Annotated in this window: 10 protein-coding genes; 2 read left to right on the top strand and 8 right to left on the bottom strand. The window is 46.8% G+C overall.

Features of this window, described 5'->3' with window-relative positions:
* Positions 1–48: 48 nt before the first annotated feature.
* The 7 genes from AB4124_RS22365 to AB4124_RS22335 form a co-directional block, all read right to left on the bottom strand.
* On the bottom strand, positions 49–1,434 hold the full coding sequence (locus AB4124_RS22365; RefSeq protein WP_339293029.1) for an MATE family efflux transporter: 1,386 nt from the start codon (positions 1,432–1,434) through the stop codon (positions 49–51).
* 433 nt (positions 1,435–1,867) lie between these two features.
* Positions 1,868–2,260, bottom strand: a complete 393-nt coding sequence (locus AB4124_RS22360; protein WP_441974331.1) for a DUF302 domain-containing protein — start codon at positions 2,258–2,260, stop codon at positions 1,868–1,870.
* Between the two features lie 151 nt (positions 2,261–2,411).
* Complete coding sequence (locus tag AB4124_RS22355; protein ID WP_430130047.1) at positions 2,412–4,010, bottom strand: extracellular solute-binding protein; 1,599 nt, start codon at positions 4,008–4,010, stop codon at positions 2,412–2,414.
* Between the two features lie 62 nt (positions 4,011–4,072).
* A complete protein-coding gene (locus AB4124_RS22350) occupies positions 4,073–4,975 on the bottom strand; it encodes a carbohydrate ABC transporter permease (protein WP_076321084.1) in 903 nt (300 codons plus the stop codon).
* A 10-nt stretch (positions 4,976–4,985) separates the two neighbouring features.
* Positions 4,986–5,939, bottom strand: coding sequence for an ABC transporter permease (locus AB4124_RS22345; protein WP_441974221.1), 954 nt, complete (start codon positions 5,937–5,939; stop codon positions 4,986–4,988).
* Between the two features lie 335 nt (positions 5,940–6,274).
* Positions 6,275–8,533 (bottom strand): helix-turn-helix domain-containing protein, encoded by a 2,259-nt coding sequence (locus AB4124_RS22340; protein ID WP_441974220.1) that lies wholly within the window; start codon positions 8,531–8,533, stop codon positions 6,275–6,277.
* 233 nt (positions 8,534–8,766) lie between these two features.
* A complete protein-coding gene (locus AB4124_RS22335) occupies positions 8,767–10,122 on the bottom strand; it encodes an MFS transporter (RefSeq protein ID WP_441974330.1) in 1,356 nt (451 codons plus the stop codon).
* 411 nt (positions 10,123–10,533) lie between these two features.
* Here AB4124_RS22335 and AB4124_RS22330 point away from each other — a divergent pair, with 411 nt between their 5' ends.
* The gene (locus tag AB4124_RS22330; RefSeq protein ID WP_076321054.1) at positions 10,534–11,154 is read left to right on the top strand and encodes a DUF1796 family putative cysteine peptidase; all 621 of its coding nucleotides are present in this window, start codon (positions 10,534–10,536) and stop codon (positions 11,152–11,154) included.
* Positions 11,155–11,344: 190 nt separating this feature from the next.
* A complete protein-coding gene (locus tag AB4124_RS22325; RefSeq protein WP_441974219.1) occupies positions 11,345–12,157 on the top strand; it encodes a hypothetical protein in 813 nt (270 codons plus the stop codon).
* An 89-nt stretch (positions 12,158–12,246) separates the two neighbouring features.
* Here AB4124_RS22325 and AB4124_RS22320 read toward each other — a convergent pair whose 3' ends face one another.
* Positions 12,247–12,837 (bottom strand): hypothetical protein, encoded by a 591-nt coding sequence (locus AB4124_RS22320; protein WP_213645061.1) that lies wholly within the window; start codon positions 12,835–12,837, stop codon positions 12,247–12,249.
* Positions 12,838–12,961 lie beyond the last annotated feature (124 nt).

Here is a 12,961-nt window from a genome sequence, read left to right as displayed (position 1 = left end):
CCCCGGAAAATCCGGGGCTTTTCTGCTTTATATGAAATAGATAATAGCTTAAATCAGCTTGTGCGCATACCATTTCTTGCCGCGGAAGCGCCATAGGAAGACCGCTCCCCGCACGCCCCATTCACAGTTCATGGCCAGCCATACGCCGAGAATGCTCCAGCCCAGAACAATCCCCATAATATAACCGAGAATCACCCTGAACAGCCACATGGTCAGCATCGAAGTGATCGAGGTAAAACGCGAGTCTCCTGCCGCACGCAATGCAGATGGCAGGATAAAGCTTATCGACCACAGCGGAACCTGAACGAGGGTGTTGATCAACAGTACCACGAACAGATCGTTCACGATTTCCGGAGGCGGGTTGAACAACCCAACCAGCGGCCGGTAGAGCGGCATCAAAATCAAACCCATCAAGGCCAGCGAGATTGCACCCAGCCATAGAAAAGATTTGATGAACTTCCGGGCATCCGCTATATTTCCACGGCCGATGCATTGACCGACGACGGTCACAATTGTTAAGGACAACGCACTGGCTGGAATTTGGAAAACGGCCGCAAGCGAAGACCCGATCGCATTCGTTGCAATGGCGTACGTACCCAAGCTGACAATAAACACTTGAGTTAAGAGCTTTCCCCCGTTAAAAAACATCTGCTCAGCTGCAAACGGAAGTCCGATAAACATAATTTTGCGCAGCATGGATACAGGGAAGTGAAACAAATCCCGCAGGCGGATATGCAGCGTGGCATCCACTCTGAACAGATAGTAGAGCGCGCAGGCCGCACCGGCAAACCGGGCGATGTTAATGGCCAACGTCATGCCCATAACGCCCATATTCAGCAGGGTGATGAAAACGATGTTCAGCAGAACGTAGAGCAGGTTCATGATCAACGACAACGCCAGTGATGCGCGGGTTTTGCCGATCCCCCGCAGCGCGCCGCAAACGGCCTGCACGATGGCAATTCCGATGAAGGAAGTACTGCTTCCGATCAGATAAACCCGCGCACTCTCCAGCACCTCGGGTGACGCTGAGCCGAATAGCAGATTCAGCACCGGCTGGTGAAGCCCAATGATCAGCAGCGCGATCGCTAAAGCGATCATCGCCACCGATGTAACGGTGGCCGCAGAAGCGCGGGATACCATCAAGGCATTGCCGCTTCCCTTATACTGCGCGACAACGACGGTGCCCCCGGTTGCCACCGCTACGAACACATTGATCAGGAAGATGTTCAGGGAGTCCACCATGTTCACGGCGCTGACCGCCGATACGCCCGAAGAACTGATCATGGCCGTATTGACCAGGTTCAACCCGATGATGAATGCCTGGTCGATCAATATCGGGAAAAATAAAGCGAAAATCTGCCGGTAGTCCATCGACTCCCCGGATAAATGCTGTTGAAGCAAGCCGTTCATTTGGGTTCGTAATCGAACCAACATCTGTCATCACATTCTTTTCGTTGTAATATAAAAGAAAAAAAACTCTTCATGCGAAGAGCTTAAAGGCTTACGGTATTTAGAAATGGCTGCCGTAACCGTTCCGCTTGGGAGAGCTCACTCCCTCGCCAAGGGGACAAATACGGATTGATTTATTTTGATCCGGATAAACCCCGTCTTTGATTGGAGGATACCACCAGACCCGTGTTCTGTCAACGAATGTACGCCACAGGAAAAGACCGTAAACCGCTGATAAATGGAGCAACATGTGAGCCTGCAGGTTGTAACCCTTTATATAGAAGCAGAAGAGGCTTCACCTTCTGTCAGAGCCTTTAGAAGGTGGCCTCTTCTGTAAAATGCCATGGATGTAATCAACTTGATCGTTCAGAGCACAAACGTGCCAGCATCCTTTTTCACTCACGCCAAATGCGAGAATTTATTTGCTATTATCGATACAAGCGATAAGCCGTTTCTCCACATCCTGGGCAATGCCCCGCAGGGATTCAAAGGATTCATTCTCCACCATGCCAATAAGCGCCGTGGGTCTCGGGAGCCCGATCTTCGTTCCCCCTTCCAACTCATAAACGGCGGTTTTACAAGGCAGGAAATACCCGGCCAAGTCATTCTCCCTCAACACTTTTTTCGCCTCAACCGGATTGCATACCTCCAGTATTTCGTACTTCTGATCAAACTCGATGCCCTTCTCATTCAATTTGTCTTGAATGCTGAATCGCCATAGCACTCCGAACTTTTCTTCGGCCAACGCTTGTTCCAATGCAGCAATGGCATCGTCTACTGACTTATCCGTTTCTACCGTATAGTGAAATATGTTTATCCCTCCAGAATGGTAGTCATTTTATAATGCGGGTGCCGATCGCACTCGACTAGCCTTATGGTAGCCAATCCGGTATGGAAATACTTCCGTGACACTAAATAAATTAACCTGAAATAAAATCATGAATCACGGTTCTTCATCCTAATTATTCCGACTTGTTCCAGCGGTCATAGGCATCCTGATAGATCTTCAGCATTTCATCCAGACCCATCTTGTTAATCATCTTCACATAATCGTCCCACTTCGTGAGCGGCTCCTGGCCAACAACAAACTTCGCTTCCATTTGATCGACATAGGTTTTAATGTCCGTCTTAATGATATTCAGCCTTTTTTGCTCATCATTGCTGAAATACACATCGGGGTATGCCTGAACCGCATAAGGGTTCAACTTCTCGTCCACCATTTTGTTATAATCCGGCCCTTTGCCGTTATCACGCATAGCGTCAAATTTTCTTTCCTTGATCAATGGCAGCTGTCCGCCACAGTCCGGGGTTAACTTCGCCCGATATTCCTCACTGTTCATTCCTTCAGGAAAATCGAACTCCCACTTCGTTTTGGCGTCATCCAGCCATTTGATGCTGTTTCCGTAAATCCCGAGCTTGCTGCCTTCGGAGGAGTACAAATAATCGACCCACCGCATCGTTGCCTCAGGATACTTATTCTGACTCGTAATCGCGAATGTACCGCGGCGAATTTTCGATGATTTCATCGCCAGCTTCTCGCTGTTGACCGGACTGGTCAGCGTCCCAAGCATGGGGTGCTTCAAATTGTCTTCCGGTTTATCCACCTTCAGGACGAGATCTGGAGATGAATGTGGGAAAGCACCGATTTGGTTCGAATTGCCTTTGGCCGTCATTTGCTGGGACGTCTGTACAAAGGTTTCCTCATCCATCAGCTTCTCTGTGAACAGTTTGTTTAAGTAAGCGAGATATTCCTTGTACTGATCCTGCACCGGATTAAAGCGGACCTTCCCGTCCTTTACCTCCACTTCACGGCCAAGCAAGCCGAATGCTGGCAGCAGCACGCTCTGGAAGCCTCCCAGTTTCTCACTGGATATCGGAATTTCGTCATTTTTGCCGTTCTTGTTGGGGTCTTCGTTCTTGAACCGCTTCAGCAGCTCATACAGTTCATCCGTAGTCGTTGGCTCCGTTGTAATCCCCAAACTCTCCATCCAGTCCCCGTTCAGCCACAATCTGCTCGGAACGAACGCACGAGGCTCATCGATAATGAGCGGAAGGGAGTAGATATGCCCGTCCACGGTGGTGATCGACTTTTTGATATCCGGATTATCCTTCATGAGTTTATTGAAATTCGGCGCATACTCCTCGATCAATCCTTCCAGCGGAACCAGATAACCTTGGCTGCCGTATGTAACTTCATCGTCAGGTGTAAGACCAGCGTTGAAAAACACATCCGGCAATTGCTGGCTTGCGAACGCCAAATTCTTAGCCTCTTGATAGTTAGCTGCTGGAGGTGTATTGAAATTAAAATGGATATTTGTCATTTCTTCCATTTCCTTAAATAATACCATGTCCTCCCAAGGCCCGTGAATGGCCGCTTTCGCCCCCATCATCGTCAACGTGATTTTCTCACCTACAATCGGGTAGCCGCTAGTATTGAAGTTTTTCGGTTCTCCCCCACTTTCATTCCCAGCATGATTCGTTTTATTGCCTGTGCTGCACCCGGCTAACAGAATTGCGCTGCTAATAATGATACAGAAACTGCCTTTTAACCATTTTTTCATTTCTTTATTTCCCCTCTCTATGAGCTTATATTGTTGATCATTGTGAAATTCCAGATGTCCCGTTAACCCTTGACGGAGCCAATCAGCACACCTTTCATGAAAAAGCGCTGCATAAACGGATAGATGACGATAATCGGCAAGCTGGACACGATCATGACGGCATACTTGATGATGTCGGCAATCCGGGCCTGTTTGGCCATCGCTTCCATGTCGTCTCCAGTCATCAGCATCGTATCGTTCATCTGATTCTGTACGAGGATTTCACGCAATATTAATTGAAGCGGATACAAGCTGCGGTCCTTCAAGTAAATGATCGCACTAAAGTAACTGTTCCAGTGAGTCACCCCATAATAAAGGGCCATGACCGCGATGATCGGAGCAGAGAGCGGAAGCACAATTTTCAAAAACAGAACGGTATTGGAGCAGCCATCGATTTCGGCGGATTCCTGGAGCTCTTTCGGAATATTGGTTTGAAAAAATGTGCGGCAAATAATCAGGTTATAGACTGCAACTGCATTAGGAATCAGCAGCGCCCACACGGTGTTCAGCATTCCAAGCCAGCTGACGAGCAGGAAGGATGGAATCAGTCCGCCTCCGAAAAACATCGTGAACACGATCAAACCCATCATAATCCCGCGGCCTTTCAAATCTTTGCGGGAGAGCGCATAGGCTCCTGGAACGGTAAACAGCAGGTTGATGGCTGTTCCTGCAACCGTATACAAAATCGTGTTTCTGTAACCGGACCAAATCTCCGGATTTTGAAACACCCGCTGATACCCTTCAAACGTAATGCCTCTGGGATAAAGCCACATCGTCCCCTGATTCACATAGACAGGATCACTGATAGAAGCGCTGATAACGTATACGAGCGGGTATAAGACGATGATCAGGATGAAGAACAGAAATATGAAATTGATGATTTCGAACACTCTGTCCGATCTAAGTTTCCTTTTCATGGTTGTTATCCACCTTCCTTTACCATAGACTTGTCTCGTTTACTCTCTTGGCGATCCGGTTAACGGTAAGCAGCAATATGAAATTAATGACCGAGTTAAACAAGCCAATCGCAGCCGAGAAGCTGAACTGGCCTTGCACAAGCCCGCTTCGGTATACGTATGTGGAGATAACGTCTGACGACTCCAAATTCAGTGGATTTTGCAGCAGGAATACTTTTTCAAACCCGACGGACATAAAGCTCCCTACGTTCAGAATGAGCAAGATCACCATCGTAGGCAGGATGCTCGGAAGATTGATATGCCATATGCGCTTCATCCGGGTGGCTCCGTCAATCATCGCCGCTTCATGCTGCTGGGGATCGACTCCAGCCAGCGCCGCCAGGTAAATAATCGTCCCCCAGCCCATACTTTGCCATACACCGGAGAGTACAAACACAGACTTGAACCAGCCCGGTTCGCCCAGAAATTGTACAGGTTCTCCACCCAAAGCCTTGATGGCCAAATTGACTAAACCTGTTCCCGGAGATAGAAAGGCGATAATCATGCCGCTCATAACGACGACGGATATAAAGTGAGGCGCATACGTTACGGTCTGCACCCACTTCTTGAACGCCCCGTTCTTCAGCTCATTAAGCGCTAACGCGATTATAATCGGGATCGGAAACCCAACGATCATTTCATACAAGCTGATGCCAACCGTGTTCCCGATCAGATCCCAAAAATAATAAGAATCGAAAAAACGCCTTAAATGCTCAAGACCAACCCATGGGCTGTTCCATATCCCCGAACTGGGGGCATAATCCCTGAAGGCAATCTGCAGGCCATACAGCGGGAAATAATGAAATACAATAAAATAGGCCATCGTGGGCAGAACGAATATATACAACTCCCAATTTTTGAGAACCGTCTTCCATCTGCTTTTCCTGAGCCCGCGTTCCGCACTTTTGGTAGCAAGCAGTGTCTTGGCTGTCATGAACCAACCAACCCCTTTCCCAAATTGAACTTGTGAACCACAGTTAATAAATCTCATGCTATCTGTTCGAAGATGTAATCGTAAATCTGTAGATATTGTTCTGGGGTTGTTCCTTTTTACATTGCCTGCCATGACAAGGCGGATTCGTGTAAATTTGTTATTCTTGCTGTGGCTTGTCGATTCTTTACAATTCTGTATCAGCCCTCCTTATTAAGGATTACCTCTCCCCTGACCCCAAGCTAATGGACAAAAAAAGCGCGTTCTCTCGAATCGAAAATTTCGAGTAGAAACACGCGTTTTATCGAAAGTTTATACGAAGATTTACCGCTTTGTACTCACGAATACAGTTTCCGGTATTGCCCAAGCGTTATACCTTCTGTATTTTTAAATTTGCGCATAAAATTGGAGACGTCCGAATAGCCAACGCTGGCAACAATATCTTTAATCGCCAGATCGCTGTGCTTTAACAGCCGTTTGACCTCCTCCATGCGAAGATGGGTAACATATTCAGTGAACGTATAACCCGTCTGGTCCTTCATGTAACGGCTGAAATAGGAAATGGACATCTGGAAGTGATCGGCGATTTTCTCCAAATTCAGGTCATATTCCTGGTAGTGCTGCTCAATGTATTGGAAAATCTCTGCTCCCATGGCGGTGTTCTTGCTTTCTTTATTGGCCTGCACATAATCGCATATGAGGTCAATGAGTCCGGTCATCCCCGCATCCAGTTGTTTCAAGGTCGTAAATTCCGCCAAATGGCTCCGATACTCTTGAGGAATACTCAGTTTCAGTTCATTCATCGTTCTAAGGAACGTGTTGATCAGATCAAAACTCATACAGCGGAAGTAAAACAAGGATACTTCTTTTCCTTCTAAATCGTGCACGATGTTAACCAGCGCGGTTTTGGCTGCTGCATTGTTTCCCTGCTTCATGCTTTGCACAAGGCGGATTTGCTCTTCGATCGGGTACCATTCACTGCCTTCCTGCCATTCGGACATATCAGCGAAATATACGATCTCCCCTTTGTGAATCCGACCACTTTGCTCCATAGCAGCTGAAGCTTCAATGTAAGACCGATTCGCATGAATCAGCCCGGATACCGGGCTGCCCACGCCCACCGTTGGCCGAAACCCGCAGCAGTGCTCGAACAGCCGAGCAATTTCGCCTGCAATTTCCTCTTGGACATGGCGCAGACATGATTCGTTGCAGCCCGTGCTAATCAGGATGGCGAGGGACTGATCTGGTATGAGTTCCACTCCATACCCAACTGCATCCGTCATGGATATCTCGGACAGCAGCCGCAGCAGCTCTTCCCGGTTCTGCGTGGATATATACTCACTCCCGTCCATCGGGATAACGGTCACAAAGCAGTTCTCTTCGGGAAGCGACAAATTTTCCCGAGACAAAAAAGCTATCGTCTCCTCCTCATCCTTGATCAAACCTAATATCAGTCGGACGAAAAACTGCTCACGCACAATCGGACGCTGTTCATCAATTCTCTTCATCAGTTCGCGCGTAGCCTGAACGGAATCGCGGATCAAGTCGAGCTCATTATGGCGGCGGTTATCGTTTCCATGCGTCCATACTTGTAAAGTCCGTACATAGTCTGCAATGTTCCGGATCGGACGATATTGTCTAGTCGAGAGCAGGACGGCGATCAGAATCCCGAAGGCGACAACTGCACCACAAATGAGCAATACAAAGGTCCGCATTTCCAGTACCCTTCCCAAAAACTGGTCGGTTGGCATAACGATGACATAAGACCAACCCGTCCATTTTGATTTAGCCTGCATTAGAGAATAATGTTCGCCGCCTAGCTTGGCATCATGAATGCCATCCTGGGTCTTGGAAACTAGTAACTGTTTAGCTTCCTGTTCTGTCAGGTCGTTCTCATGGCTTCTTGAAGCCAGAATGCTGTCCTTGGAATCCAAAATGTAAACGCTACCATTAAAGTCCCCTAAAATAGGACCAACCAGGTCGGTCAGCATCGATTCACGAATGAAGAAGCTAACCGTGCCGTAAGGCGCTTGGCTATTGCGTGGAATCGGGAACATATACATCAGCACGTTTTGCTGTTGGCTGCTGCCCGTGACCGTAGTCTGGATACGACGGATTTCTGGGATCTGAAGTCGGCTCATTTCCTCGTCCAGGCGAATCCCGTCCAGGTCACTAAATCCGTATACACGCTTTGCAAATGTATCGAATGAGTTGATTCCGGACGAAGTATACAGCCGCTCATCCCCATGAAAATAAAGTGCGACTTCATCGACTATCGTATTATTTGCCTTATATTTGCCCAGCTCATCTACCGCTTCAATTTCCTTGTATTTCCCGCTCTTCACTACGAATGGAGTCAATTCGGAGTCAATCGAAATCCTTGAGGCCGTGTTGTCCAGACCGCGTGCCAATAAGTCGAACGTATTCTTAACCTGGTTCAGCTTGTATACATTGGATGCCTCAATTTCACTTTTGAATCGTACGACCGCATTATAATACACGACACTGCTAAGTATGATGAACGGTATGGCAAAAATCAGTACATGCGACAGTAGAAATTGATAGAATAAGCGAGAATTGGTTCGTTTACGCCTCATTGCTCTCCCCCAATATTTAGTTCTGGCAGCAAATTAGACTGGAATGCAGTTTTTCTTTAAATAATACAACTCCTTCCATTTATTATTCGTACAATATAGGTGTTATCCGTGAGTTAGTCAATACAGAAGTGGCAGCTAACCATGACGTATAAAAGGCTTGTTACCCAAAAATCCCGCTCTCTCCGTTGTTACAAGAGAGAGCGGGATTTGGATCACATATGTGCTTCTAGGCGTTAGATTTGGCTGCTTCTTTTTCCGATAAAAGCCAATGTATAGATCATACTTCCAGCTACGATAACCAACGAAAACAGAAGTAGCAAGTTGCTGTACAAGTCTGCCTCAGCATTCCATAACATCGGAAGAAGCGGAAAATCCAGCAATCGTCTGGAAAGCAAACCTCCTACAATTGCGACTCCGATCCCTTCCGATAAGAAGCATGCAAAATTAAGCATTCCCATCCCTGCTCCCGCTTCTTTCTCTTCCAGAGAATTGGAAACAACGGTTGAAATCACCGTCTTCACAAAAGAAAGGCCTCCAAACACAAAAATCAGCATAGCTGTTACAATCCAAGGTGATTGATCCGCCAGCATAGCCATGGTTAAAAAACCACCGATAATCATCAAGGCTCCTATATAGAACACAAAATGATGACCTTTCTTATCGACGAGTAAACCCCCTAACATGCCAAACAGCATGACGCTCATGGCACCAGGAAATATAATACCCGCGCCAATCATGTCCGTAGACAAATGATGGACGCTTCTCATCAGATAAGGAACCATGGACAGAAATCCGGCTACTATGCCCAAAATGACGCAGCCCGAGATCGTTCCGGCGATGAACTTCTTCCTTACGAATAAATAGGGTTCGATAAATGGATTTGAGGCCCGCTTGATACGTGCGGCGAATAATACGAGCGCTGCTAAACAGCCAGCCAGATACATCCAATGTTCATTGGTCGTAAACAAGGTAAATAGCACTACGCCAATGGAGAGCAGAGCTGCTCCCGTAACATCAATGTTCCCTTTCTGTTCGGTTTCATCCGGCAGCACTTTTAAAAAGAACGGAATCGTTGCAAGAGTCATAAGAGGAAAAACAAACAACACGGACCAGTGCACATAATGGGCAACAACGCCTCCGATGACAGGCCCGATTCCTTCGCCCGTTGCGACCAGCGATCCTATAAGACCAAAAGCTCTTCCGCGATGATTTGCATCGAAATAACGCACAATCATGACCATGACCAGCGCAGGAATGGCAGAGGCTCCCGCCCCCTGAATAAATCTTGCTGCAATCACAGCAGGTAAATAGGCATGTGCCGCTATTCCCAGCATAGACCCACTGCCGTACGTTACGATGCCTATAATGAGCATTTTTTTGATCCCGTACAGATCCGATATTTTTCCGTACACAAACGAACCTATGGCAAACGACAGCATAAAGCCTGTATTGACCCAATTGGCTGTCGATGGCTCCACATGAAATTGCCTGGCGATATCCGGCAGTGCCACATTAAACACCGTTTCATTCAAAACGCTGAAAAACACCAAAAATCCCAGCCAGGCAAACGCGCCTTTCAAATTTGTGATCCGTAATTTTTGACTTGGTTGAGTAATCTCTTCCACTTGGTAGTTGCCCCCATAAATTTAGGGGAATACGCAGTTTATAGGGTCAATGATGCGATTTCCTTCAAATTTTGTACCCAAATCCATCTTTTTTGCCGCATGCAATAATCCTCCTTTGAATATTCTGATTTTAATATAACATACGGATAAGGAAGACGAAAAATACATTGGTATAGTAGCAGATGAGGATTCACATGTTGTTTGCACCTTTAGAAGGCGCCTAAATATTCCCCTTCTCTCAAAGTTTCACTCCCTTCTACCGTTAAGCTTAAACGGTGGCTAAGCTCTCCCACATCTTTCCTTGGTCACTACTCCATACCAACTCTATCAATTTGCATATGATATCCAATGATAGATTCAAGGAGGTCTGGTAGCATGACAACCCCTATGGAGTTTGATGCCATTTTCAGTCTGGGTCACAACTGTCAAGTTGCCGCCCAGCTAAGAAGAAACAAGCTGCGTCATGCAGCAGGTCCGTGGGACTGGTTCAACTTCGCTTCGACCCGTGAATTTTGCAAAGTGATTAAACATCAAATCAGTGATTTCATGCTCCGGGATAACCTGGACATTTATGGTAAATCCGTGAACTGTTATTATGTACGCGACAAACGATCCTCCTGTTTATCCTTCCATGATTTCAAGAACAACCCGGAGGAGCAGCCGCTATATGACTACCCCGCTTTTCGCGAACGGCTGGATCGAAGAATCGAACGCTTTAACCGCTGCTTGAATTCTGAACAAAAGACGCTGCTCGTGCGGATCATCCCGCATAAAAAGGATGCTGAGACGATTGATCAGGTTATTCGCGAAACTTACTCCAATCCGAACGTAACCCTCTTATTTGTCATGATTAGCAGCAGTCCAAGTATTGTTACTCTTCCTTCTTTCTCGGATCGGGTGCTCATCAAGCAAATACCGAAAGGGCCTACATGGGAGGGAGATTTGGAGGCTTGGATGACCATTCTTGGAGGATTTTCGCTCATTTCAGGGGAATAAGCGTTTGACAAAACCAAAATTCACCTGTATATTTACAAAAAGTGAATCGGAGCTCTTACGAAGGAAGCACCCGTAAGTCTGGCGTTGAATGCGCCTTTCTAACGGGTGCTTTTTGTCGTGAGTCCGGCCATCCTGTCATGATGCGACTGCCGCTCATGATGATTATTCGTTATGTTAAGGAGCGATGTTTATGTTTAGAAGATTACTGACCTCATCCCTTGTTATGGCACTATTTCTCACTTTCATCCCCATGCCTCTCGCGAATGCAGCTGCGATCGAGTTCACCGATGCGGTCCAAGCCCAATTGAATGCCACGGCGGACCGGGCCGGTGGAACCGTACGTACCAAACTCATCAATCAGTACGATAATTTTAAATCGGAACGAAAGCAAGCGATGGATTGGGATGATCGAATCTCTTCCCTTCGTTATGCCAATGAATCCAAAACTTCGGAAACCCGCAAAAGAATCAGCGAAATCGATAAGGACAAAATCCGCAAGCTGGAGGATCAGCTCCAAGCAGCCAAAACCAAGTACCAGCCGCTGTTTAATACCTATACCGCTCTCAATAAGCAAATCGCCGTTGCTAAGAAACTCAAAGACAAAACGCTCTCCAAGATGTTGCAGTCACAGGCCGGTGGCATGAAGATCCTGGTTACCCTGGGACGTGAGGATATCCGAAATAAGCAGGCGGCACTTACGGCAGCCAAGAAAGAGAAAACTTCCAAAGCGGCAAAGGTCCGCTCTATCCTGTCCGAGATTGATTCCTACAAAAGCAAGATCAAGGGCGATAAAAGCGCAATCTCAACGCCAAATAAACTGATGACAACCGAGTGGAAAAATTTCAAAGCAGCAGTAAAGGCGAATGAATCGGCCAGAACCAGAGATACCCTTTCCAGGCTGCTGACGCTCTCCGGTCAGATCTTGATGAAAAAGAAAAGCATTTACAGTCACGAACAAAAAATCGAGTCTATCATTGCACGAGCAAATGCGCAATTAAAATGACGACTTCAAGAATCGCACCATACAAAAATAACTTCTGCCGAGGGCAGAAGTTATGGTTCGATATGCAACAAATCAACTCAAAAGTCAACTCAACTTGAAGCCGTTTGGAACGGGTATTGGAATCCAGCCAACCTGGATTGATCAAGCAATGGATAGTCATATAACATACCTTCATAAATAACTTCGAATGCCGGATGCTGAAAGAAATCATTCGGAGTTACTGCGGAGGAAGGGCGATTCCATAAATGGATTCTGCTTTGCTTCATCGCTTCCGCTACGAATTGTGAACAGAAGTAGGATCTTTCTCTCATAATATCAAGTCCCATCAGCACGCCAAACATACCGATGAGATTGTACCCGTAAGCATCCTCTTCATCCTTATAATTTTGAATCACGCTTCTTGCCGCCTCAAATTGCTCCCTTGTGACCTCCAGTCGGAGCAGAGCGCAGCGCGTACCTGGAAAGTGACGGAAGGTTCCTTCGTATACATCTTCCTCAACAAATCCCCCAACCCAGGGATTGTTGGCGCATTTGCGCCCAAAGCTGAACACTTCATTCAAGTTCTCGTCCAGCGCCAGCGAAGCATGATTATAGGGCGCGGCAGTAATTCGTTTAATCAGTTTGGTAAACATCGTACCCGTATCGGTCAGTAGAACATATATATTTTGGTTATCGGACATTTGGCTTTCCCCCACATACATTGATTACATATTTCATTGAATCCGGATTTCGTCAAATCCTTCGTTAATTCCATTGTAGTAGAGGCAAGCCGTTTCCATAACCGACTATAGGTGTGAATAGGAC

It is taken from the genome of Paenibacillus sp. 2KB_20, assembly GCF_052115765.1.
GTDB lineage: Bacteria > Bacillota > Bacilli > Paenibacillales > Paenibacillaceae > Paenibacillus_AQ.
The sequence above is the reverse complement of the archived record's forward strand: the minus strand, read 5'-3'. Positions and strand labels throughout refer to the sequence as shown.

What these genes read in the sequence shown, in the direction of transcription:
- AB4124_RS22365 (WP_339293029.1), bottom strand. Translation starts at nt 1,434, where the DNA reads ATGTTGGTTCGATTACGAACCCAAATGAACGGCTTGCTTCAACAGCAT.
- AB4124_RS22330 (WP_076321054.1), top strand. Translation starts at nt 10,534, where the DNA reads ATGACAACCCCTATGGAGTTTGATGCCATTTTCAGTCTGGGTCACAAC.
- AB4124_RS22340 (WP_441974220.1), bottom strand. Translation starts at nt 8,533, where the DNA reads ATGAGGCGTAAACGAACCAATTCTCGCTTATTCTATCAATTTCTACTG.
- AB4124_RS22320 (WP_213645061.1), bottom strand. Translation starts at nt 12,837, where the DNA reads ATGTCCGATAACCAAAATATATATGTTCTACTGACCGATACGGGTACG.
- AB4124_RS22345 (WP_441974221.1), bottom strand. Translation starts at nt 5,939, where the DNA reads ATGACAGCCAAGACACTGCTTGCTACCAAAAGTGCGGAACGCGGGCTC.
- AB4124_RS22325 (WP_441974219.1), top strand. Translation starts at nt 11,345, where the DNA reads ATGTTTAGAAGATTACTGACCTCATCCCTTGTTATGGCACTATTTCTC.
- AB4124_RS22355 (WP_430130047.1), bottom strand. Translation starts at nt 4,010, where the DNA reads ATGAAAAAATGGTTAAAAGGCAGTTTCTGTATCATTATTAGCAGCGCA.